Genomic DNA, 23,713 nt, shown 5'->3' with positions numbered 1-23,713 from the left:
TTGGAGACTATCCGGTCGACGTTGCACCAAGCGCCGTTTACGTCCGTATCGATCGTGATACTCTGCGAATACGCAGTGCCGGCCGTTGCGTTCGGGAGCGTTCGGTCGGCGTGGGCGGGTGCGCTCGCCGAGAAAAGCAGAATGACGGCCAGCCAAATGGACAGGAAGCCGTTTCGAATGGTGGAAGTCAGCGCGGTTGCGACCGAGCGTTCGCCGGCAAATGGTGATCGACCGGCGCGACCGTTCTCAAGCTGGTCGCAACGCGCGACCACGTCGAAACAACCCGAATGCATGCCCTGTCCCCTTCGTTCGGATTGCTGCGAACGACGTCGCAGGAATCGCATCGGCGAGGAGAGGGTCGTCAGGGGAAATGGCCCGCCAGCCCTGATATCTCACACGCTGTTTCGTTGCGTCTGGTAGGCGACGGGTGGCAGATCCACCATCAACGTGGATTGATCTCAGGGGCTGGGCAGCCAGAAGGCGACATCGGCGAGGCTAGTCGCATTCCTGTGATAGTGCCGATTGTGCCGGGAGTGGTCGGTCTGCGGAGGCGCGTTCGCAGATCGTCAAGGCGACGATGTGAACGATCAGAAAGGCGGCGGCTACGGCCAGGAGCCAGCCCATTTCGTCTTGGGCTGGAGGGCCAGCGGTCAACCTTGCTCGATCTGACCTGCCTGCAACGATCATTTCCGGCCTCCGCAATCCGTGTGAAGTCCTGTGGGGTGTGTCATCGCGACCGATCCCACAACGCCAGCGCCATCTCAGAATCCAATCTTGAGGTGGGCCCGTCCGCGTTCGTTGCGCGCGTTGTTGGCGATCAGTTCGTCGAGCTGGACGCCAAGGCTGACCGACCGGTTCACCTGCAACTCGAAGCCGAGACCGATCAGGGCCTGGTCGCGCTTCTCCGCCAAGCCGAACAGGCTGTAGGTCGTCGTGGGATCAAAGTTGTAGGCGATGAGCTGAGTGTATGAGCCGCTGAAGCTGCGACGATAGGTGAGCTCGAAGCTCGATTTGAGCAGGCCGGCCGAGGTGTCCATCACATGGGTGAACCTGGTCCCGAGCATGCCCGCCAGATCGACGGCCGAGGTCCGGTTGAAGGTCAGGTTGTAGATGCCGGCGCCACTCTCGGCATAGCCGTCGAGCCGAATCCATTGTAGGTCCAGCCGCGCATAGGGCGCGATCTTCCAGCGATCGAGCTTGATCTCACGGCTCACCGCCAGCGAGCCGAACAGATCGTCGGCCCCTCGATGTCCGGAGCCGAACGCCAGTGCCGAGCTGTCGTAGCGATAATTGCCGAGCCTGCCCGCGGCATAGCCGAGGATGCCGTCGATGAACCACTGCGGCGCAGCCCGGTAGCTGGCATAGGCCTGCGTCGACCAGACATTGGCATTGATGTGCGAACCGTCGCTGCCGATCGTGGCATGATCGATACCGAAGCCGACGGCGACACCGGCTTTCAGGTTTCGGGTCAGGCGTGTGTCGACGCCGGCGGTAAGTCCGGTGGAGACAACGTTGTATTTGGCGCTGGCATAGGTGGTGTCCTGGCCGAATAGCAGCGAACCTGCGGTCCAGTAGCGCAGTGGAGAGTCGGATACGGCCGTCGCCGGCGCGTCCTTCGGCCCGTGCCGCGTCTGCGCCGGATTGGCGGCCGCGCCCGTCTTGTCCTCAGCACCCGCTGGCGGGCCATACGGCCTCTGTGGCGCTGGGATCTGCGCGAAGGAGGCCCTGTTGCTGACCACAGGCACGTCGTCATTGTGCAACTCGGTCAATCGGTCCTGCACATTGTCGATCTGCTGTTGCCCCATCACCTGCACGGTGTGAACCTGGAAGTCGACCATCGCCTTCACGGTCGGATCGGCGGTCGGATCCGGCATGGCCGTGTAGCGATAGATGCCCGTACCCGTGGCGGAGCCGAGCGGTGTGGTGACCGTGACGTCGACCGTGCCGGCGGCATGGGGCGGCGTCACCACCGTAATCTGCGTCGCGCTCAGCACCTGAAATCCGAGCACGTTTACGCCGCCGAACTGGACCGACGTGGCGCCGGTGAGTTGCTGACCGGTGACGATCGTCGTTTGGTGCCCGGCCACCAGCCCGGCGGCCGGGCTGGCGCTCGTCACCACGGGACCGGCACTCTTGACCGTGATGCTCACGGTCGCCGGTGACGACGTGCCGGCCGCATTGCTCGCGGTATAGGTGAAACTGTCGGCGCCGCTGTAGCCGTTCGCCGGCGTATAGGTGATGGACGTCCCCGACGCCGTCGCCGTGCCGTGCGAGGCCGACGCACTCACCGCTACCGAGGTTGCCACCGCGCCGGTGATGTCGAGCGTAACTGGATTGTTGCTGCTGTTTTGCGCCACCGTCGCGCTTACGGGATTGGCGACCGGCGCCGACGTCGTGCCCGAGCAGGTGACGGTGACGTCGATCTGGGACGGCAGGCCTTCGCTGAGCGCACGCCACGCGAAAATCTGTGCTCCCGTCGTTGTCACGGTGACATGCAGCGTGCCCGATACCGTGTTGGAGCCGTCGGCATAGTGGCCGCCGACGCCGAGCTCGATGCCGTAGAAGAAGGTCGTGTCAACGACGAACGTGTAGTTCAGCGTGATGATGTCGCCCGCGGTCAGCGACACCGTGGTGTCTGATTGGTGGTCGGCCCCGCTCGCGTCGAAGGCACCGGCCTTGATGTCGGCGCAGGTGGTTGCCGCCAGAGCCGAGCCGACGCTGGTCGCCTGGAGGAGAACGAACAGCACGATCAGGCGCAACGCCGCCGCAGCGGCCTGCCCGAAGCCGTTGGAAGGGGCGCGCAGGCTGACGAGAGCGTGTCGTATCACGCTTTGCGCGGCCATATCGAGATCAAAGCAAGTCATACCCCATCCCCACCTGCACGGATCCCAGCCGAGAGCTTGTCTCGGTGCTGCGGCCGCACTGATCGGGGCGTGCGGCCATCAACGGCCGCAAATCCAAGCGACGCGACGTCTTCGTGTCTGGGATCGACTGGAAGGTCTGGTAGGCGAAGGGGAGAGAATCGACCATCAACGCCGATTGATCTCCGGCTTAGGGGCCGCAAATCTCCGGTCTATATTGGCTCTGGACGAACGTGGCACACTCCTGCAAATGAAAGCAGGTGGCGAGCGAGGAGATCGGCCGGGATGCCGGCGGTAGAATTGGACCTTCCCGGGCTGATTGGGACGAGCGGCGAATTTCGCGACGGCAAGACGGAGGAGGCGTTCTCCGCGAGCATCTGGCAATCGGCACGCGCGATGGCCCTGTTGTGCATCCTCGCCGAAACGGCCGCGAGCCTGTCATTCGTGCCGCTGGATTTTTTGATGCTGACCGGCCCACGGCTCGCGTCCTTCGTTGAGGTCCGGCTGCTGATCGCGCTCACGGCGGCGGCCGCCGTGCTGGCCGTGCTGCGGACGACCCGATATGCCCGCATCGTTGCGATCACCCATCTGCACCAGGTTGCGTTCTTCACGCTCAACGCCCTGATATTCAACCATCCGAGCCTGACCCGTCATGGCGGACTATTGCTGCCGCTGATTGCCATCGCGCTCAACCTGTGTCTCCCGGGGCGATTTCGCTGGGTTGCGTTGACGAGCGCCTATGCGCCCATCGTCAGCCTGTTGTTCTGGGCGGTGCTCAGGCCCGACCCGGAGAGTCCGCTCGATCTGACGATCATCGTGCTGGTCGTGCTGGTCGGCTATGTCGTCGGTGCCGTGTCCCGCACGCAGTTCAATCGGCTGCGGCGCGAGGAATATCTGCGCATCGCCCGCGAACGGCAGACCAATCTCGATTTGCGCGAAGCCAAGGACGCGGCGGAGGCGGCCGCGAGCGTCAAGGCCGACTTCCTCGCGGTCATGAGCCATGAGATCCGCACGCCGATGAACGGAATCCTTGGCATGGCGCAACTGGCGCTGGATGATCCCTTGCCGCTCACCCAGCGCAGGCGTCTTTCGACCATCAGGTCCTCAGCGGAGGGCCTCCTCCGGATCCTCGATGACATTCTCGACATCTCCAAGCTCGAACGGCAGGCCGAGATCTACGAACGCGCGCCGTTCGACGTCAGGCAAAGTCTGCGCGAGATCGTCAACCTCATGACGCCGCGTGCGCACGAGAACGGCTTGACGCTGGAGCTCGTGCTTTCGCCGGCCGTGCCGCGATGGGTGCTCGGCGATCAGTCGCGGGTGCGGCAGATTCTGTTCAATCTGATCGGAAACGCCCTGAAGTTCACGAGTCAAGGGGGCGTCAGGGTCGAGGTGACGGTATCGGGGCTCAAGGACGAGGCGCGGGTCGCCTTCTGCGTTTCGGACACGGGCATCGGCATCACCGCCGAGCAGCAGTCCCATCTGTTTCAGTCGTTCGAACAGGGCGACGCCTCGATCCGCCGGCGTTTTGGCGGCACCGGCCTCGGACTTGCGATCTGCAAGCGGCTTGTGGAGGGCATGAAGGGCGAGATCGAGGTCGAGAGCGCGCCGGGGCAGGGCAGCCGCTTTCGCTTCTCATTGCCGCTGCCCGCGGACGATGGCTCGGCTGCGCGCGAGACGATCGACGCGCCGACCCCGCCCGTCAGGCCATTGAAACTGCTGCTGGTCGAGGACCTTCACATCAATGCGGAGGTCGCTCGCGGGATCCTGGAGAGGGCAGGTCACCGGATTGCGCTCGTGAGGACAGGCGAGCAGGCGATCGAACTAGTCCGGAGCGCGCGCTTTGATGCCGTCCTCATGGACGTGCAGATGCCGGATATGGACGGGCTGGAGGCCACGCAGCGTATCCGCGCGCTGCCGCTGTCACTGAGCGGGGTCCCGATCGTTGCCCTGACCGCAAATGTCATGTCGGAAGATGTCGATGCCTGTCGCGCTGCCGGCATGGACGGACACCTTGCGAAACCGATCGATGTCGCGGCGCTGCATCGTGCGGTGGAGACTGTGCTGAGGATCCGGCAATGGCCGGTCGCCGGCCCCGGCGTTGTCCTGACTGTCGGCGGTGATGTCCTGGTGGTGGGCGATGCACGCAAGGCAACGGACGGCCCGTTGCGGCATCTCGGGTTTCGCGTCTTTCCGGCCGGCTCGTTCGAAGCGGCCGGCGCCATGCTTGCGGCGCGCGAATTCGCAGCGATCGTTGCGGTCGCTCCACCGCCCGGCTTTCTAAGAGCGCTACGCGCGCGCGCCTCGGACGGAGGCAAGCGCATCTTCATCATCGCGGCCTCCATCCCCGGCGAGGGCGCGGGGCTGTTGGAGGAAGGCGCGGACCTCGTGCTTGCCGCGCCGCCATCGCCGGACGAGGTCATGTGGAAGGTCGAGGCGTTCCTGGCTCCGCAGCCGCCGGACGATTTGTTTACGCTCGAGGAGGTCTTCGGGCGTGATCGCATTGACGAGTTTCAGGAGCTGTTTGCCGGCGGCCTGCTAGAGTTGGACCAGGCGTTGGCGCGAGACGACCTGACGCCGAAGGAATTGGCGGGAATTGCCCACCGCATCAAGGGAAGCGCGGCCAACTTGCGTATGCCTGAACTTGCCGCGAGCGCCGATGATGCGTTGATCGCCGCAAGGACCGTCGTGGCCGGACTTCGGGATCGGGATCAGGCCGTCAATGCGCTCCGCAGGCAGATCGGCCTTGTGTTGAAGGGGCCGGGCGCCGGACGAGGCGCGCCGGCGTCAACAGCGGTCGGCAGTAAGTTCGAGGAAGCCAATGTCGACAGTGCTCGTGGTTGAAGACGCGCCGGAGATCCGGCTGATGCTGACCTCGTTCCTGAAGGAGGAGGGCATGGTCGCGCATGGCGTGGCGACCGGTGCCGAGCTGCGCGCCGCCCTGGCTGCGCTCAGGCCCGACATCGTCCTGCTCGATATCAACCTGCCGGATGCCGACGGCATCGCGCTGGCGCGTGAATTGCGGCTCGGCGAGCAATGCGGCCTGATCTTCGTCACCAGCCGTGACTCCGACGACGACATGCTGTCAGGACTCGATGCCGGCGGGGATGACTACGTCTCCAAGCCGATCAACCTGCGCACGCTGATGGCGCGCATCCGCAGCGTCCTGCGGCGGACGAACGAGTCGATCATTACTTTTGACGGATGGATCCTCGATCCGGTTCGGCGCGAGTTGTTTCGTCCCGACGGAAGCATGGTCACGTTGACGTCTGGGGAGTTCAACATCCTCGTCGCCCTCGCGTCCCACATGACCCAACCCTTGAGCCGCGATTTTCTGCTCGACGTCATCTCCAACCGCGACCCGCGCGAGATCAGTGAGCACACCGTCGACAATCTGATCGTGCGGCTGCGCCGGAAAATGCAATATGACGGAACGGCGGCGCCGATCGCAACGGTGCGCGGCGTCGGCTATGCGCTGATTCCGGCGCAGCAGGCGGCCCCGCGCCCGGCGAGCCAGGCGGACACTGGTACGGACTGTCCCTAAGCGTCTCGGTCCGGTCAGGCCGGGATCGCCCGCACGGCCGCACCGATGCATATGGCAGCCATGATGGAAGGCAGCGCCCAGCGAATCTGCCTCCTGAGTTCATCGATCACCGCCCTGCTGACCGCTTGGGTGTGACGCGACAAGGTGTCCAGCGACATGTCGACGATCAGGACCACGATCAAGTACATGTATCCAAGAGAGATGATCTGGGCGACCGGCGTGTTGAGCGAGATGCAGCCCGGGAAGCTCGATTCGAAGGTGAAGCTGATGGCCGCGAGGGCGAGCAGCGACGAGAAGATCAGGCTGCCCTTGTCCTTGGAGGCGAGACCTGGCGCCCATAGCACGAAAACCGATACGGCCAGTACGGCCATGATTGGCACAAAGATGCGCAGCAGGTAATGCGTCGAGATCCGCGCGAGCGTCATGGTCACGTCGAGCTTGGAATAGCTGCGGGCGTTCCACCCCATCGCGTCGCGGTTGGCGAAGCGCAGACCCGCGGCGCGCCAGTCCACCGACGCGGACGTATCCTCGATTCCGGAGATGTCTCGATCGGCCTCGGCGGAAATCAGGATTGCGTCCTGCGCCGCGTGGCGCGGCAGGAAGAACGAGAGCGTGAGATCCTGGCGATCGAACGGGAAGGCGTTGAGGTTCAGGCCAAAGCGAAAGCGAGCCTCGTAACGCTCGATGAGCATCACTTCGCCGTTGGCATAGGTTGACGTGGCCACGGTGCGGGCCTCCGGCTCGCCGATGCGATTCTCGATCTCGAGGCCAGCCGTCCAAATCGATTTCAGATACTCGTCGGCATCCGCACCTGTGCGGTCGAGCCGGCCGAAGCCTATCGCGACCGGATCGAAGGCCTGCCGATGATCGGTCCAGCGCTGCGTGACTTCGACGAACAGGCGTCCCTCTCCGACGACTTCCTTGATCGAGAGCACCTTGAGGATTCGCACCGCGACCCGCACCCGCACCGGAAGCTGCGCTCCCGCCGGCAACTCGATCTGAATCGCCTCCGCCGGCGCTGAAGCGAGACAGAACAACGTCAGGAAAAGGCCTAGGATGCCGGCGAATGGTCTCATGGTCATGCTCTACCGCGCGCGCGTGGCCCGGAACAGGAGCGCGAACGCCAGGAAAGCGCAGATGCCGCCGCAGATCGCAATGACGCGCAATTCGGTGCGCGAGCGTCCGAGTTCGGTGCCGTAATCAGCCTTGAGCGCGATCGAGAAGCCGATCATGCGGCCGCTGAAATCGACGAGCGGCCGCGTGATCAGGTCATAGCGACGGCCGTCAATCGTCGGCGAACCGGCCACGCTGTCGTGCGCCGGACGCAGCGGCATCATCTTCATCAGCGACGAGAACAGCTGCCCGTCGGTCGACATCGCCAGCACGAGATCGCCGAAGGCAGGCAGCTTGGGATCGAGCGCGATGCCCGCAAGCGAGGGAACGACGACGATCGCAATGTCGGCGTTGGAGGTTGCCTTGACGCTCTCGATCAAAGGCTTGAGATCGAGGCCGACCTCAACAGTCCCGACCATGGCGCCCTGCTGCTCGACGATGGTCGCCCCGCGCAGACCGATTCCGGCAACGCCGATCTCCAGCCCGACCTGCGGGCGACCGGTGCGATTGGCGGCGACGATCATCGGACGAAATCCGGAGATATCGTCGTCGAATTGCTCGGGCTTGTGGACGCGCAGGAAATAGCGGATGTTCTTGTCCTGGAAGCCGAAGATCTGCACGCCGGCCTGCTGGCGCAGATGGTCAAAGGTTTCTGCGGACTGGCGCATCAATTCGGCTCGATCCCTCGCAGCGAGCGCTTGGCGAATCGCCGTGCGCCGCGCCGTGACCTCGGCCAGCGCCAAAGCGAAGTGGCCACCGCGGTCGAAAGCGGTCGAGAGCTCGCCGTTGACGAGCCGCATCTCGTCGCTGCGGACGCGGGTTCGGATTTCAGTCTCGTAATCGTCGGCAAACCAGAGCATGACGCCGAAGGCGGCCGCGATCACGGCGGTCACCGTTGCGGCGACTACGCCCGACAGACCGAGTGACTGGCGGCGCTCGCGTTTGAAATCGAGCCGCTCCGTCGCCGTGTCAGCGGCTGTAGTAGAATCTTCGATCGCGAGCATATGGAAATTCCGTGGCGGCGGACGTGAGGCGGCGGCCTGATAGAGAGCAAGATGCAATTGCGGTGAGATGAGCTAGCGGGCGGCTGCTTCGCGTGGAAGCCGTCCATTTCCAGCTCACCCTATCGCAGCACTCTACCCGCTGCGGGTGGCGCCAAATATCAATGGGCGTTGATGAAAGCCTGAAATCCAGCAGGATGAGTGACGGGTTGAGGCGCTACCCCAGCCTCTGGTCCCGCACGTCCTGGGTATCCTCCGTCGCCGCCTTGACGGCGGCGCTCGCCGCGCTCTTGGCCGCGCCCTTGCGGCTTGCGACCTCGACCGCCTTGCGCCCCGAAATCTCGTGGCCGGCATCGGCCGGCATCTGCCAGAAGAACCAGCTCGACGCAGCCGAGCTCAGCGCGACCACGATGAAGGCCGGCGCGAACACGGTGGCGTTGAGCTCGCTGACATGGCTGAGCCACATCGTGGTCTCGACCGATGCGGCGCCGACGGCGACGCCGGCCGAGACCGCGAGCTGCTGGTTGACGCTGACAAGCGTGGTGGCGCGGCTCATCTGCGCCGTCTCGACGTCGGCATAGGCCACCGTGTTGATCGCGGTGAACTCGAGCGAACGGAAGAAGCCGCCGACCACCAGGATGACCATCATGATGAGCAGCGGCGTCGTCACCGTGAACAGCGCGCAGACGGCGAGGAAGAAGGCGCTGATGATCGCGTTGATGGTCATCAGATTGCGGAAGCCGAAGGTGCGGATGATGCGCGCCGCCAGCGTCTTCATGCCCATGGCGCCCAGCGAGGAGGCAAAGGTGACCAGGCCCGAATGGAACGGCGACAGCCCGAACCCGATCTGCATCAGGAGTGGAAGCAGGAAAGGTAGCGCGCCGATCCCGAGCCGGAACATGAAGCCGCCGAAAATGGCCGCGCGCAGCGTCGGCAGCTTCAGGAGCGAAAAGTCCAGCACCGGCGATCCCGTCCGCCGCGCGTGCAGGACATAGAGTGTCATCGAGATCGACCCGCCCACGACCAGGACCGCGACCGTGCTCCAGGGCAGGAGGTTGAGCCCTGCCACCGACAGACCGAACGCGATGCCGGCGAGACCGATGCCCGCAAGCACCACGCCGTAGAGATCGAACGGCTCCTGCGTCTCGCTCTTGATGGGATCGATGAAGCGGAGCGCCATGAAAATGCCGACGAGCCCGATCGGCAGGTTGATCAGAAAGATCCAGTGCCACGACGCGTAGGTCGTGATGAAGCCGCCGAGCGGTGGACCGATCACGGGGCCGATCAGGGCAGGGACCGTCACCCACGCCATGGCGTTGACCAGCTCGCTCTTGTCGATCGAGCGCAGCAGCACGAGGCGGCCGACCGGCGTCATCATCGCTCCGCCCATGCCCTGCAGGATGCGCGCGAACACGAAATGGGTGACCGATTGCGACAGCGCGCAGCCGACCGAGCCGACCATGAACACGCCGACCGCGATCGCGAACACCAGCCGCGCGCCAAACCGGTCGGCGGTCCAGCCGCTCGCCGGGATGAACACCGCCAGCGACAGCAGATAGGAGGTGATCGCGAGCTTGAGCGTCAGCGGGCTCGTGCCGATGTCGGTGGCGATCGCCGGCAGCGAGGTGGCGATGACAGTCGAGTCCATGTTCTCCATGAACAGGGCGGTCGCCACGATCAGCGGGATGATGCGTTGCTTGTTGTCCGACATGACCGAAAAGTAATGGAAATCGGAAGCGAGGGTGTTTGCGGCTTAACACCGCCGCGCGGTTGAGACCATTGCGGAACTGCGCATAGCACCTAGATCCTGCCTCACACCGGTGTGACCACCAAGCGTGTCCCAGGTTGCGCCGGCTGCCGGAGATCCCGCGATGATCTACATCCTTGCCGCGCTGCTGCCGCCGATCGGGCTGCTCCTGAACGGTCAGCCGTTCTCGGCGATCCTCAATCTCGTCGTGATCGTGGTCTGCGTAATTTTCGGCCTGATTTTCCCGGTCCTGTTCCTGGTGCCATCAGCCCATGCACTGATCGCGGTGCACATGAAGCGGGAAGACCGGCGGCATCGGGAGGTTGTGGACGCGATCCGCCAGCACGGCCCGCCGCCCGGCTATCCGCAGTAAGGCGTTTCCAGCGAAGCCTGTCCCGGACTTGATCCGGGATGGACACCGGTTCGCGTCGAGAAAACGCATCAAAACCAGTACCCAAGGCGCAAAAAAGCCTGTGCATGGCTGGCAAACGGGCCGAATGGCTTTGATTCGTCAGCCGGCCGTGCTATCGACCCGCGTCAACCCCACTGATGGGCTCCGATTCGACGGTACTGCCGCAAGGCAGGCCAAGGGCGGCGCTCATCCATAAGCATTTGCGGCATGGCCGCAGGAAGGAGTTGGCGATGGCGACGGTGCAGGGCCTTCAGGGCATCCGCGAAGCCTATACATTCGACGACGTGCTGTTGAAGCCGGGCCTTTCGGACGTGCTGCCGTCCGAGGTCGACATCCGATCGCGCGTCACCCGCGCCATTCCGCTCAACATCCCGATCATGGCGTCCGCCATGGACACCGTCACCGAGGCGCGCATGGCGATCGCCATGGCGCAGGCCGGCGGCCTCGGCGTCATCCACCGCAATTTCGACCCCGAAGGGCAGGCCGCGCAGGTCCGGCAGGTCAAGCGATACGAGTCGGGCATGGTGGTGAATCCGCTCACCATCAGCCCCGATGCCTCGCTCGACGATGCGCTCAAGCTGATGAGCGATCACGGCATTTCCGGCATTCCCGTAGTCACCGGCGCAGGCAAGACCACGCCGGGCAAGCTCGTCGGCATCCTGACCAACCGCGACGTCCGCTTTGCGCACGACCGCCGGCAAAAAGTCTCCGAGCTGATGACGCATGAAAACCTCGTCACGGTGCGCGAGAATGTCAGCCAGGACGAGGCGAGGCGGATGCTGCACAAGCACCGCATCGAAAAGCTGCTCGTCGTCGACGATCAATATCGCTGCGTCGGCCTGATCACCGTCAAGGACATGGAAAAGGCGGTCGCCCATCCGCTCGCCTGCAAGGATGCGCAGGGCCGCCTGCGCGTCGCCGCCGCAACGACCGTCGGCGAGAGCGGCTTCGAGCGCACCGAGCGGCTGATCGATGCCGGCGTCGATCTCGTCGTCGTCGATACCGCACATGGACATTCCAGGCACGTGCTCACCGCCGTCAACCGCATCAAGCGGCTGTCGAACTCGGTGCAGGTCGTCGCCGGCAACGTCGCGACCACGGAAGGCACGCAGGCGTTGATCGATGCGGGCGCCGACTGCATCAAGGTCGGCATCGGCCCGGGCTCGATCTGCACCACGCGCATCGTCGCCGGCGTCGGCGTGCCGCAGCTCACCGCGATCATGGATGCGGTCGAGGCCGCGAAGAAGGCCGACGTGCCCGTGATCGCCGACGGCGGCATCAAGTACTCCGGCGATCTGGCCAAGGCGCTCGCCGCGGGCGCCGACATCGCGATGGTCGGCTCGCTGCTCGCTGGCACCGACGAGACGCCCGGCGAAGTATTTTTGTGGCAGGGCCGCTCCTACAAGGCCTATCGCGGCATGGGCTCGGTCGGCGCAATGGCGCGCGGCTCGGCTGACCGCTACTTCCAGCAGGACATCAAGGACACGCTGAAGCTGGTGCCCGAAGGCATCGAGGGCCAGGTGCCCTACAAGGGCCCGGTCGGCAACGTCATGCATCAGCTCGCCGGCGGCCTGCGTGCCGCGATGGGTTATGTCGGCGCTCGCACGCTGGACGATCTGCACAAGAAGGCACAATTCGTCCGCATCACCGGCGCAGGCCTGCGCGAAAGCCACGTCCACGACGTGACTATCACGCGCGAATCCCCGAACTATCCGGGCGGGGGTTAGTCGGCTTCGCTCTATCCATCGTCATGGCCGGGCTTGACGACGGAGACTTGACAGCGCTGTCGCCCGGGATCGGGAACGACGGTGCTCGGGTTTGCGCCGTCGCGATGCGTCTCCTAAATGACTGCAACAAGCATTTTGGAGGAAGCCATCATGTCCCAAGGCAAACGCATCGTTCTCGCCGCGCGCCCCGTCGGCGCGCCAAAGCCGTCCGATTTCCGCATCGAGGAATTTGCGGTGCCGACGCCAGGGCAGGGCGAAGTTCTGCTGCGCACGATCTGGCTGTCGCTCGATCCCTATATGCGCGGACGCATGAACGACACAAAGTCCTATGCGGCGCCGGTGCCGGTCGGCGGCGTGATGGAAGCCGGCACGGTGTGCGAGGTGGCAGCCTCCAACAATCCGAACTTTGCCAAAGGTGACATCGTGCTCGCGCGGGCCGGCTGGCAGACGCATGCGATCTCCGATGGCAAGGGGCTTGCGAAGATCGATCCAAAACTCGCACCGATCTCGACCGCCGTAGGCGTGCTCGGCATGCCCGGAATGACCGCCTATACGGGCCTGCTCGACATCGGCAAGCCGCAACCGGGCGAAACCGTGGTGGTTGCCGGCGCCTCCGGCGCGGTCGGCTCGGCCGTCGGCCAGATCGCCAGGATCAAGGGGGCGCGCGCAGTCGGTATCGCCGGCGGCAAGGACAAGTGCGATTACGTCAAGAACGAGCTCGGCTTCGACGACTGCCTCGATCACCGCGAAACCGAGTTTGCCGCGAAGCTGAAGTTTGCCTGCCCGAAAGGCATCGACGTCTATTTCGAGAACGTCGGTGGCGCGGTGTTCGAGGCGGTCTTCCCGCTGCTCAATCCGTTCGCGCGCGTTCCCGTGTGCGGCCTGATCGCCCACTACAACGACACCGACGCCAAGCCGCCGAAATGGGCGTCGTCGCTGATGTTCGCGATGCTGACCAAGCGCCTGACATTCCGCGGCTTCATCGTCAGCGATTTTGCCTCCCGCCATGGCGACTTCCTGCGCGACATGTCCGGCTGGGTCCGCGAGGGCAAGGTGAAATACAAGGAGTTCGTCACCGAGGGCCTCGACAGCGCGCCTGATGCCTTCATGGGCCTGTTGAAGGGCGCCAATTTCGGCAAGCAGCTCGTCAGGGTCGGGCCGGACAAGGCGTGAGACGGGGGGCTTGAGCGGGCCCCGTATGGTTAATAAGGCGTTACCAATCGGCAACACCTGCCCGCAAAAGCCGCAAGTATGACCGCCGGTTCATTGACCGGCGGTCGAAGGCATTGAATCATCGAACCAATTTCAGGTGATGCGATGTTGTTTGAGATCGGTATTTTCTGCGTAATTCTTCTGGCCGCCGGCTATTGGGCGACGATGTTCGTCATGGGCCGGCGCGACGACGTCATCCATGGCAAGTTCGTTCATGCTGACGACGAGCCCGGGCAGGCAGCGATGCCGGTGCCTCCGCCGCCATATCCTGCACGGCCAAAATTCCCGGCGCGTCCGACCCCGCGCGTGGCCAATGACGCCAAGCCGGTGAACAGCGACGCGCTGCAATCGCTGCTGGCCGCGATCCAGCAGGATCTCAAGAACGTCGCCTAAAGCATGATCCGGAAAAGTGCGCAGCGGTTTTCCGAAAGCGCGATGACGATTCGACCTAACGCCATCGCGCTTTAGGCCTCAGACGCTGCCGCGCTCGAGGAGGACCAGCTCGACCGCATGTCGCGGCTCGGCTGGTGGCGTGCCGGCCAGACGCGCCAGCAATAGCTCACCCGCCGCCCGGCCGATCGCGGTGGCATCGAAGGTGATGGTGGTGAGGCCCGGCGTGATCTGGTCCGCAACATCATTGTCGCCGAAGCCGAGCAGCGCGAGGTCGCGCGGCACCGAGATGCCGCGCGAGCGGGCCTCGATCAGCGCGCCGGTCGCCAGGAGATCGTTGGCGCAGAAAACCGCGCTGACGGGATTGCCGCGATCGAGCAGGGCCGCGAATGCGGCCCGGCCATCGATGAGGCCGGTGATCTCGCCGACGCCGATCTCATGAACGATTTCGAGACCGAGCCTCGTCGCCGCCGCGCGAAAACCATCGCGGCGCAGCGCGCCGCGGCCGCTGCTCCGTCCGATGAAGGCGACCCGGCGATGGCCTGTCTGCGCCAGGCGCTCCGCCGCCATGGCGCCGGCATCCGCATTGGAAAATCCGACCAGCATGTCGATGGGGTCGCGCGGAAAGGCCCAGGTCTCGATCACGGGAATGCCGAACTCCTGCAACGCGGCGCGATTTTCCTGCAGCTCGATGACGCCGGTGAACATCACCGCCGCCGGCCGGATGCCGCGCAGAGACTGGATCATCGCGACCTCCTTGGCGTAGGAGTAGGAGGTCTGGCCGACCAGCACTTCATAGCCTTCGGGCTCGAGCGCGGCCGCGAGGCTGCGCACGGCGAGGCCGAACTGCTGACTGAGGATGTTGGAGACGAAGGCCACGACCACGTTCGATCGTCCCGACCGTAGTGCGCGCGCATGCGGGTTGGACGCATATCCCGTCGTCTCGATCACTTCGAGGATGCGGTCGCGGGTTTCGCGATTGACCTTCTCGGGATGTCGCAGCACCCGCGACACCGTGATCGGCGCGACGCCGGCGCGCTCCGCCACTTCCTCGATGCGCGGCGGTCGCCCGGTCGCAGGGCCGCGGCCGGGCGGCGCGGGGATGCGCACCACGTCGTCGTAGGTCGGTGTCAGCGGATCGGTCATCGAATCCCGAAGCTAGATTACAACTTCATCGCGCCAAAGCCTCATCGCGTGTCAGGGCACGGCCGACCTGGACCAGGCAATCGCCGCTCTGGCTGTCGGTGTGGAGGCGTTGCGAGATGACGATGCCGTCGGCGGGGAAGCGCAGCACCTCTTCGGCCAGCTCCGGGCGCTCGAAATCATGATACCAGCCGGCGACGCCGCCGGCCTTGACGCGCGTGCCGACCGTGACGGCCGGCTCGAACCAGCCGCGCCGCGTCGCGTACACCGCCTGGGCGTGACTTTGCAGGGCCAAAAGTTCGGTCGGTCCCTCGACCGGCGCATGCGGCCCGAGCACCGGCTTCTCGACGAGACCAAGTGCAAGCAGCAGGCTGTCGACGGCACGCGCAGTGAGCGCCATGGTCTGCGGCGTAACGGTGCCGCCGCCGCCGAATTCACCTGACAGCCCGATCGCGCCGGCGCGTGCGGCGGCCGCCATCGAGGTCGGCGCGGCCGCGCCGTTCTCGGCAACGAAGGCGAAGGGCATCCCTAACCCTTCCATGAGACGCAGCGCTTGGCCGAACATCTCGGGTGGTCCCTGTCGCTCGATCAGGGCGCAGGGCAGGTGGGTCATCGACGTACCGCCGGAGTGGATGTCGAACACCACGTCGTGGCGTGGGAACAGCTCGTGCTCGAGGAAATGCGCGAGGCGGAAGGTCGGCGTTCCCGCGGCGTCGCCCGGGAAAGCCCGGTTGAGATTGCCTTCGTCCAGCGGCGAGCGGCGGCGCGCCGCCATCACCGCCGGCAGGTTGGCGAAGGGCAGAATGGTGATCTCGCCCTTGATCGCAGCTTGATCAAGCCGGCGGAACAGCCGCGCGAGGGTAATCTCGCCCTCATATTCGTCGCCGTGATTGCCGGCCATCAGCAGAAGTTTCGGGCCGGCACCATTCCTGATCCGGAAGATCGGGATCTTGAGCTGGAAATAGGGGGAGCGGTCGATCGAGAAGGGAATGCCGAGATGGCCGGACCATTTCTGGTCCTTCTCGAAATCGATCTCGTGGAAAAGTCCGGTATGCATTGGCTGCCTCGAGACCGCGTCGTCGCCGACGCCGGCCGAAGGTTGGAAGAAAGGGCGGTGCCTTAGGGCATGATGAAACTAGGTTCGGCTGGCAGTTCGCGGTTCACCTCTCCCCAGCGGGGAGAGGTCGGATTGCGCCTGGCGATGCGAAGCATCGTCCAGAGCAATCCGGGTGAGGGGCCGCAGCGTTCCGTAAGACCTGAACCCCTCACCCGGCTCGCATCTGCGATGCGATCCGACCTCTCCCTACGGGAGAGGTGATTCGAGTTCTGAGCGCGCACGGTTTCAACCAAGATTCACTCCGCTTTAGAGCAAGGCGACCGCGGTCATCTCGACGCGCAGATCGGGATCGGCGAGGCGGGCTTCGACGCAGGCCCGCGCCGGCGGATTAGCCGGATCGATCCAGGCGTCGTACACCGAGTTCATGGTGTCGAAATCGGTGATGTGCGGCAGGAACACGTTGACCGCGACGAGCTTGGAGCGGTCTGAGCCGGCTTCCTTCAACAGCGCGTCGATCTTGGCGAGCACCTCGCGGGTTTGCGACACGAGGCCTGCCTTGCGGTCATCAGCGACCTGGCCGGCGATGTGCACCATGCCGCCGGCGGCGACGGCCTGGCTCATGCGGGGGCCGACGACGTAACGTTTGATCATCTGAATATTCTCCTCGTGAAGGTGAGCTCCCGCGCGCCGCGCGGGAGCGCTTGTTCGAGCTTACAGCGTCGGCAGCGTCTGCTCTTCCTTGAACCACTTCAGCTGCAAGACGCCAAGCTTGCCGTTCAGCTTGTTGGTGAAGATATCGGTGTTGATCCAGTTGAGCAGGTTCTGCTCGCCCTGACGTACGCCGATATGCGCCGGCGACTGGCGGATCAGGAATTTCAGCTCGACCTCCTTGGTCGGATTCTGTTCCTGCACCTTGATCGCGATCGCGCTGTTCTCCGCGAAACTGTCGGCCTGTCCGGCGAGATAGGCGGCGATGGCGGCCGGCGTATCCTCGAAGCGGACCAGCTTCACCTTGGGTGCGTTGTCGGTGAGCCAGACGTCGAGCGTCGTGCCCTTGGCGACGGCCACGGTGCGACCCTCGAGATTGTCCGGCTTCTTGCCGGTCGCCGACGCAAGCGACTTCGCGCCGTAGACGCCGAGGTTCACGACCGCGTAGGGCTGGGAGAACATCACCTGCTGGGCGCGCTCCGGCGTGGCGCCGAGACCCGCGATCAGGATGTCGATCTTGTCGGACAACAGGCTCGGGATGCGCGCTGCGCCCGTGACGGGAACGAGCTCGAACTTCACGCCCATGTCGGCTGCGATCAACTTGGCGAGGTCGGCATCGAGGCCGGCGATCTCGCCCTTGTCGTCCTTGAAACCCCAGGGCGCGGCGTCGGTGAGGATGCCGACGCGCAGCTTGCCCGCGCCGAGCACGTCCTGGAGCTTGTCAGCTCTGGCAAGACTCGACGTGGCAAGGACGGCGACCGCCGTCGCAGCAATCGTGAAGAGGGACTTCCACTTTCTCATGACGCTCTCCTGGTGTCGGCCGACGGCCGGATGACGGGGACGGTTCTCATTTCGCAGAGGCGATGAAGCTCGCGAGCTCGGGCGTTTCGGGGTTTGCAAACAGCTTTGCCGGCGGCCCCTGTTCCCAGACGCGGCCCTGATGCATGAAGACGATGCGGTCGGCGACGTTGCGGGCAAAACCCATCTCGTGGGTGACGAGGATCATGGTCATGCCCTGGCGTGCCATCGCCTCCATCACCTTCAACACTTCGCCGACGAGCTCGGGGTCGAGCGCCGAGGTCACCTCGTCGAACAGCATGAGGTGAGGAGCCATCGCGAGACAGCGGGCGATTGCGACGCGCTGCTGCTGGCCGCCGGAGAGCTGCTCCGGCCAGGCATCGATCTTGTCGGCGAGACCGACGCTGGCGAGCACGTCCTCGGCAAGCGCGCGTGCCTTCGTCTTGTCGGTGCGGCCGGTGAGGAGAGGGGCAAGCGTGATGTTGCGCTCGACCTTCAGATGCGGGAACAGGTTGAAGGCCTGGAACACGATGCCGACGCGCTGGCGGAATTGCTTGAGATCGCGCATCCGGGCATGGACCCTCTCGCCCTCGACGCGGATCTCACCGGCATCGACCGTCTCCAGCGCATTGATGCAGCGGAGCAGCGTCGACTTGCCCGAGCCGGAACGGCCGATGATCGTGACGATCTCGCCTTCCTCGACGTCGAGCGAGACGCCCTTGAGCACGTCGACCCGGCCGAACTTCTTGTGGATGTCGCGGATTTCAACGAGAGCCATCGAGGCGGGCCTCCAGGGAGCGGGACCAGAGCGTGAGCGGCAGGCAGAGCGCGAAATAGATGGCGGCGACGAGTGCGTAGGTGAGCAGCGGCTGGAACGTCGCCGCGCTCACCACCTGGCCTGCACGGGCAAGCTCGACGAAGCCGAGGATCGAGGCGAGCGAGGTGCCCTTGATGAGCTGCACCAGGAAGCCGACCGTCGGCGGCAGCGACAGACGCAGCGCCTGCGGCGCAATGATGTGGCGGAACTGCTGCCAGAGCGACAGGCCGAGGCAGCTTCCGGCCTCCCACTGCGCCTGCTTCACGGCCTCCAGCCCGCCACGCCAGATCTCGCCGAGGAACGCGGCGGTGTAGAGCGTGTAGGCGACGGTAACGGCGATGATCGCGGGCACCTGGATGCCGAGGAAGACCGGCATGCCGAAATAGAAGAAGAACAGGAGGCCGAGCAGCGGCACGCTCTGGATGATTTGGATGATCGCGGCCATCGCCCAGCGCAGGGAGGCAAATCGGCTGATGCGACCCATCGCAAGCCCAAGTGCGAGCGGTGCGCCGAAGGCAAGTGCAAGGACGACGAGCACAACGGTCCAGCGCAGCGCGGCGACGAGCGAAGCGAGGTCGATGAGGGAGAAGGATCGCATCGCCTCGCCCTCAACGCCGCCGCGGCCAGCGGAAAGCCGCCGCGCCGACCAGCGCGAACAGCGCCTTGAACGCCATCGCCATCGCGAAATAGACGGCGCAGATCACCGCATAGACCTCAAAACTGCGGTAGGTGCGGCTCTCGATGAAGCCTGCGACGTGAAACAGCTCGTCGGCGGCGACCTGCGAGGCGAGCGAGGTGCCGAGCAGCAGCAGCACGAACTGGCTGGTGACGGCCGGATAGGCATTGCGCAGCGCAGGCGGCAGCACGATGTGACGAAACACCTGCCAGCCGGAGAGGCCAAGGCACTGGCCGGCCTCGACCTGGCTCCGCGGAATGGAATCCAGTCCCGACCGGATGATCTCGACCGAATAGGCGCCGAAATAGAGCGACAGCGCCACGCATGCCGCTTCGAACGCCGGGAGCTTGAGGCCGAAGGTCGGGAGCACGAAGAACACGATGAAGATCTGGATCAGCGACGGCGTGTTGCGGAATAGCTCGATGTAACCGCGCACCAGCCAGCGCAGCGGCGCGATGCGGCCATTCAGAGCGACCGCGCCGGCAACGCCGATCAGGATTCCGAACAGGGCCGCAACCACGGTCAATTCGAGCGTGACGATGGCCCCGTCGATCAACTGGTTCTGATAGCGCCAGAGCGGCAGGAAATTCATCGCGCGCGCTCAGCCGAACTGGGTGTCGAGCGCGCACGTCACGGCGCCGTCGGCGTCGAGACCAAAGATCACGCGCCAGCGGTCGAGACAGGTGCAGGGATGCGAGATGCCGAAGGCGATGATGTTGCCGACCGCAAGCGGACTGTCCACGGGCACCTGGATGAAGGCGTGCTGGTCGTTGAGGCGGGTGACCGTCAGCTCGTCGGCGAGGTCTTGCTGTTCGATACCGTCGCGCCAGACGCGCAGCGAAACGGGAAGGCCCTGATCGAAGGAAGCATCGCGCATGCCGAAGCCTGCGATGGCGAGGCCCGGTTCGGGACGCGACAGCACCTCGGCCCAGAGCGTCAGGGCGGGGCGAAAGCCATCTGCCGCCGAGCGCCGTACGCCATCGATGACGAGGCCACCGCGCCGGTCGATCTCGACAAAGGCGCGGGCATAGATGCCGTGATCGGCGAAGAACAGCGCGCCCGAGCGCAGGATCACTTTTGCGTTGCCGTCGGCCTTCGCGAACGGGGCCAGCGCTTTTGCCACGACGTCGAAATAGGCCGAGCCTCCGGCGCTCAGCAGCAGCGGACGGCGAGGGGCAGCGCGTCGAACCAGCGCGAACGCGTCGGCCGTGCGCTCCATCAGCGTCGCGATGGCGTGTGTCGTTTCGTCAGCGTTCGATGTCGCCGCCGCGCCTTCGTAAGTCGCGACGCCGCCGAGCACGAGCGCGTCGGCGGCAAGCACCGCGGCGATGACCGCTTCGACCGCGGCCCAATCGCACGCGCCGGCGCGGCCCGTGCCGAGCTCGACCAGCACCGACAGCTCGGAGCGGCCTGCGTACCGCGCGGCCTCCGCGAGTGCGGCCACCGCGGCCGGCGAGTCGGCGAAGGCATGAAACTCGGCCTCCGGATAGGCGCTCAGCAGCGCGCCGAGCCGGCGCCCGGCGGCGAGCCCGCCGATCTCATTGGCGAGCAACAGCCGCCGCTCGCCATGGCCAAGCAGCACGGCGGCCTGCTGGATGTTCGCAACCGTCGTCCCCCAGGCGCCGGCCTCACGCAGCGAGCGGGCAAGCGCGGGCGACATCGGTGTCTTGGCGTGGGGCGCCACGCTGACGCCTGCAGCCTCGCACCAGCGCAGGAACAGGTCGCGATTGCCAGCGAAGGCGGCTTCATCGAGGGTGAGGGCGGGAAGCGCGAGGTCGCCGCGCGAGGGACGCCAGCCCCGGCTGCCGATCTCCTCGGAGGGAATGCCGTCGACCAGAGGAATTCCTCTGGTGGTCGCAGAAAGGCGCTGGGCTTCCCATCGGGACAAGGACTGCATCGTCGCTCCGTCTGTGGCGCTCGATCGCCAGAACGTACGATATGACCTAATGACAACGTTGTCATTAGCCAGTTTTAGACGTTTTGGCTCAACTTTAGGGCGAAGAGGTATTTAGTTAAGGGTGGAGCGACCGAGAATTGGGCTAGCCGCCGGGCTTCGCCTTCAAGAGGTCGTCGAGGTCGATATCGACCAGGCCCGCCGCCTTGACATGCCGGACCTCAAGACTGTCCGGCCGGAAGCGGTACTCGACCAGGCCGGTCTCCTTGATGCCGATGCGCTCCTGGCGCTTGTCGGACAGGATGAAGCTGGTCGACGGCGCCCAGACATGGCGGAGGCGGCCAAACGTGTAGTCGCGCCGCTGATGGACGTGACCGCTCGCAACAAGCCGCACGTTGGCACGCGCGATCATCTCGATCAGTTTTCGCCGTGCCGGCTGCGGCACGTAACGGATCGCGGTCTCGATCGTCTCGGAATCGCCGGGCAGGTTGAGGAACAGCGGCTTGTGCAGGAACAGCGCGATTGGCTTGCCCTCGGCGCGTGAAAGCTCGCGTGCCAGCCAGTCGAACTGCTCGGCGTCGGCAGCGAGCCCCGAATTCATCACCAGCGAGTTGAGCCCGATAAAGCACCAGCCGGCGGCTTCGAACTGCCAGCGATCCTCGCCGACCAGCGCGCAGAACTCTTGGCGGTGCTCCTCGCTCACGGGCTGCTTCGGCGCTTCGCCGACCTCGGTCGGATTGTCGCCGATGTCGTGATTTCCCGGCAGATGGCGGCAGGGCACGGGCAGGGCGTCGTGCAGGTCCTTCGCGAATTCGAGATCGGTCTTGCCGGTCGGCGCGTCGAAGGCGAGGTCGCCGGTGTTGACCACGAGGTCGGGGCGCGTCGTTGCGATGTGATCGCTGACGCGTGCAAAATTCTCGGTCAGTCGGGTCAGGCGGCGGGTGAGGTGGGTATCGGAAATCTGCGTCAGGCGGAATTCGGGCATGACATGATCATACAATGAGGCGGACGTCCGAATGATGAGAGGGCAATCTCGGGCGCGCCCAGTTTACCTGCCTTCAAAGCAGATCCGCCCGACTTGCCTGCCATCCTTGTCCTTCAGGCCGAACGGGCAGCGCAGGCGTTCCAGCGCCTTCGCGGCATCCTCGCTGCCGAGCGCAGCGGCCCGCTTGTAGTAGGCGATCGCGGCCTTGGGGTCCTTCTCGCCGGCGCGTCCGGCTTCGGCATAGGCGCCGAGCCGCTCCAATGCGTCCGCATGGTCGAACGCGGCGGCCTTTTCGAACAGCGCCCTGGCGACGACGTCGTCCTTCGGCCCGTCGTCGCCGTCCTGGGTCATCAATCCGAGCTGGAACAACGCCTCGCCGGAATTGGCTGCCGCAGCCTTGGCGTACCAGTTGCGCGCCATCGCAAGATCGGGCTTCACGCCGACACCGGCGCCATAGATCGCGGCGAGATTGATCATGCCCTCGACATCGCCGGCCTTTGCGGCCGTCTCGATCAGAGTCCGTGCCTCGTTGACGTTCTTTCTCACGCCGGCGCCGTTGATCATGAGCACGCCGAGCCCGGCCATTGCAGTTGTGCTGCCGGCCTTGGCTGCCTTGCGATACGCATTGGCCGCTTCAGTTGGTTGCCGGCCGGACTCGTAGGCGCGGCCGAGCTCCATCCAGATGCGGCGCGGCGCATCGGGCACGGCAGTGGCCGCCTTGCACGCCTTAACCGCGGCCGGAATATCGGAGCCGGCAATTGCGATGACGCCTTTGACCTCGGCCGGCTTGTCCGGATCGGTGGGATGAGCGGCAAGCCGGTCGCATGCGGCGATGTCGGCTGGCGCAGCGTTTGCGCGGATCTCCTGCCCGAGGCAGAGCGGCACGGCGAGGACGAGGCCGATGGTGAGGCGACACGCCAGACGAGCCATCCGTCACAGCACCCGATAGCGGATCGTGTAGGCGTCCTGCGGCGCCACGCTGCCGGCAACCGGGGAGGCGACGCGGTCGGCGAGGTGCCAGGGGCTGAACTCAACGGAGCGGTGCGGCTCGGCCGGCAGGCGCAGCTTGAACTCGAACGTGCCCTTGCCGGGCAGGCTGACGACGAGGAGCCGGTCGGCAGTGCGATGGTCGAGCGACACGGCGCCCCGCAGCACGGAGCGGCCGTCGCCGAGTTCCCTTGTGCCCTCGATCTGGGCGAGCTTCTGGTTGCGGTCGGTGTGCAGCTCGATCTGGCTCTCGGAGGCCGTGGTCAAAACCTCCCTGGGCATGCGGATTTCGAATTCGACTGCGGGTTTTGACGGATTGAGGCCGAGATAGGCGAGCGCGGCGTGGCGCATGTCGTAGGCCGCGAAGCTGAACAGGCCGAGCGCGGCCAGTGTCAAAAGGCCGTGCTTGAGGACGTCACGCCCTGTCCGGTAGCCGCTGCGCAAATAGACGGTCAAGGTGATCGCGACCGCCAGCGCTGCGGCGATGCCGGCCAAGGCCGACATCAAGATGCCGAGTCCGCCGTCCGGGGATTCGCTGAGGGGGCTGCTCAGGCTCGCGAAAAAGTTCATGGCGCCATCTCGCCGCTGCACCCCGAAGGGCCGAAATCGCTTTAACTACTGGCGGTTAGTCGCCTCGTCGC

21 protein-coding genes are annotated in these 23,713 nt (G+C 65.2%); 6 read left to right on the top strand and 15 right to left on the bottom strand.

Going from position 1 to position 23,713, the window contains the following annotated elements; genetic code table 11:
- Window positions 1-761 precede the first annotated feature (761 nt).
- Window positions 762-2,864, bottom strand: a complete 2,103-nt coding sequence (locus JQ632_RS21160) for an autotransporter domain-containing protein (RefSeq protein ID WP_212404512.1) — start codon at window positions 2,862-2,864, stop codon at window positions 762-764.
- Between the two features lie 282 nt (window positions 2,865-3,146).
- Between JQ632_RS21160 and JQ632_RS21155 the strand changes: the two genes are divergently transcribed.
- Complete coding sequence (locus tag JQ632_RS21155) at window positions 3,147-5,705, top strand: sensor histidine kinase (protein WP_212404511.1); 2,559 nt, start codon at window positions 3,147-3,149, stop codon at window positions 5,703-5,705.
- Window positions 5,683-6,405: a response regulator transcription factor gene (locus tag JQ632_RS21150; RefSeq protein ID WP_212404510.1), complete on the top strand. Its 723-nt coding sequence runs from the start codon at window positions 5,683-5,685 to the stop codon at window positions 6,403-6,405. Before JQ632_RS21155 ends, JQ632_RS21150 begins: the two co-directional genes overlap by 23 nt.
- Window positions 6,406-6,419: 14 nt before the next feature.
- Here JQ632_RS21150 and JQ632_RS21145 read toward each other — a convergent pair whose 3' ends face one another.
- The 3 genes from JQ632_RS21145 to JQ632_RS21135 all read right to left on the bottom strand — a co-directional run bounded on the left by JQ632_RS21145 (window position 6,420) and on the right by JQ632_RS21135 (window position 10,230).
- Window positions 6,420-7,481, bottom strand: coding sequence for a neurotransmitter-gated ion-channel ligand-binding protein (locus JQ632_RS21145; RefSeq protein WP_212404509.1), 1,062 nt, complete (start codon window positions 7,479-7,481; stop codon window positions 6,420-6,422).
- A 9-nt stretch (window positions 7,482-7,490) separates the two neighbouring features.
- A complete protein-coding gene (locus JQ632_RS21140) occupies window positions 7,491-8,522 on the bottom strand; it encodes a cache domain-containing protein (protein WP_212404508.1) in 1,032 nt (343 codons plus the stop codon).
- Between the two features lie 214 nt (window positions 8,523-8,736).
- On the bottom strand, window positions 8,737-10,230 hold the full coding sequence (locus tag JQ632_RS21135) for an MFS transporter (RefSeq protein WP_212404507.1): 1,494 nt from the start codon (window positions 10,228-10,230) through the stop codon (window positions 8,737-8,739).
- Between the two features lie 160 nt (window positions 10,231-10,390).
- On the opposite strand from JQ632_RS21135, the gene JQ632_RS21130 reads away from it, so the two are divergent.
- From JQ632_RS21130 to JQ632_RS21115, 4 genes are all read left to right on the top strand, one after another.
- A complete protein-coding gene (locus JQ632_RS21130; RefSeq protein WP_212404506.1) occupies window positions 10,391-10,639 on the top strand; it encodes a hypothetical protein in 249 nt (82 codons plus the stop codon).
- 269 nt (window positions 10,640-10,908) lie between these two features.
- Window positions 10,909-12,405, top strand: coding sequence for an IMP dehydrogenase (guaB, locus tag JQ632_RS21125; protein WP_212404505.1), 1,497 nt, complete (start codon window positions 10,909-10,911; stop codon window positions 12,403-12,405).
- A gap of 150 nt (window positions 12,406-12,555) precedes the next feature.
- On the top strand, window positions 12,556-13,578 hold the full coding sequence (locus JQ632_RS21120; RefSeq protein ID WP_212404504.1) for an NADP-dependent oxidoreductase: 1,023 nt from the start codon (window positions 12,556-12,558) through the stop codon (window positions 13,576-13,578).
- 147 nt (window positions 13,579-13,725) lie between these two features.
- Window positions 13,726-14,010, top strand: coding sequence for a hypothetical protein (locus JQ632_RS21115; protein ID WP_212404555.1), 285 nt, complete (start codon window positions 13,726-13,728; stop codon window positions 14,008-14,010).
- A gap of 78 nt (window positions 14,011-14,088) precedes the next feature.
- Here the strand turns inward: JQ632_RS21115 and JQ632_RS21110 are convergent, their stop codons facing one another.
- From JQ632_RS21110 to JQ632_RS21060, 11 genes are all read right to left on the bottom strand, one after another.
- A complete protein-coding gene (locus JQ632_RS21110; protein ID WP_212404503.1) occupies window positions 14,089-15,153 on the bottom strand; it encodes a LacI family DNA-binding transcriptional regulator in 1,065 nt (354 codons plus the stop codon).
- 25 nt (window positions 15,154-15,178) lie between these two features.
- Window positions 15,179-16,207: a succinylglutamate desuccinylase/aspartoacylase family protein gene (locus JQ632_RS21105; protein WP_212404502.1), complete on the bottom strand. Its 1,029-nt coding sequence runs from the start codon at window positions 16,205-16,207 to the stop codon at window positions 15,179-15,181.
- A gap of 306 nt (window positions 16,208-16,513) precedes the next feature.
- Window positions 16,514-16,858 carry a RidA family protein gene (locus JQ632_RS21100; protein WP_212404501.1) on the bottom strand — a complete coding sequence of 115 codons (345 nt, stop codon included), beginning with the start codon at window positions 16,856-16,858 and terminating at the stop codon, window positions 16,514-16,516.
- A 60-nt stretch (window positions 16,859-16,918) separates the two neighbouring features.
- Window positions 16,919-17,716 (bottom strand): transporter substrate-binding domain-containing protein, encoded by a 798-nt coding sequence (locus tag JQ632_RS21095; RefSeq protein ID WP_212404500.1) that lies wholly within the window; start codon window positions 17,714-17,716, stop codon window positions 16,919-16,921.
- Window positions 17,717-17,762: 46 nt separating this feature from the next.
- Entirely contained in the window at window positions 17,763-18,491 is a 729-nt protein-coding gene (locus tag JQ632_RS21090; RefSeq protein ID WP_212404499.1) for an amino acid ABC transporter ATP-binding protein, read from the bottom strand.
- Window positions 18,478-19,128 carry an amino acid ABC transporter permease gene (locus tag JQ632_RS21085; RefSeq protein ID WP_212404498.1) on the bottom strand — a complete coding sequence of 217 codons (651 nt, stop codon included), beginning with the start codon at window positions 19,126-19,128 and terminating at the stop codon, window positions 18,478-18,480. Before JQ632_RS21085 ends, JQ632_RS21090 begins: the two co-directional genes overlap by 14 nt.
- Before the next feature lie 10 nt (window positions 19,129-19,138).
- Window positions 19,139-19,798 (bottom strand): amino acid ABC transporter permease, encoded by a 660-nt coding sequence (locus JQ632_RS21080; protein WP_212404497.1) that lies wholly within the window; start codon window positions 19,796-19,798, stop codon window positions 19,139-19,141.
- Between the two features lie 9 nt (window positions 19,799-19,807).
- Entirely contained in the window at window positions 19,808-21,103 is a 1,296-nt protein-coding gene (locus tag JQ632_RS21075; RefSeq protein ID WP_212404496.1) for an alanine racemase, read from the bottom strand.
- Between the two features lie 142 nt (window positions 21,104-21,245).
- Window positions 21,246-22,085: a metallophosphoesterase gene (locus tag JQ632_RS21070; RefSeq protein ID WP_212404495.1), complete on the bottom strand. Its 840-nt coding sequence runs from the start codon at window positions 22,083-22,085 to the stop codon at window positions 21,246-21,248.
- A 63-nt stretch (window positions 22,086-22,148) separates the two neighbouring features.
- Window positions 22,149-23,015, bottom strand: coding sequence for a tetratricopeptide repeat protein (locus JQ632_RS21065; RefSeq protein WP_212404494.1), 867 nt, complete (start codon window positions 23,013-23,015; stop codon window positions 22,149-22,151).
- Between the two features lie 3 nt (window positions 23,016-23,018).
- Window positions 23,019-23,642, bottom strand: a complete 624-nt coding sequence (locus JQ632_RS21060) for an acriflavin resistance protein (protein WP_212404493.1) — start codon at window positions 23,640-23,642, stop codon at window positions 23,019-23,021.
- Between the last annotated feature and the right edge of the window lie 71 nt (window positions 23,643-23,713).

The organism is Bradyrhizobium liaoningense (assembly GCF_018130955.1).
Lineage (GTDB): Bacteria > Pseudomonadota > Alphaproteobacteria > Rhizobiales > Xanthobacteraceae > Bradyrhizobium > Bradyrhizobium liaoningense_C.
This window is presented reverse-complemented; position numbering and strand designations above follow the sequence as displayed.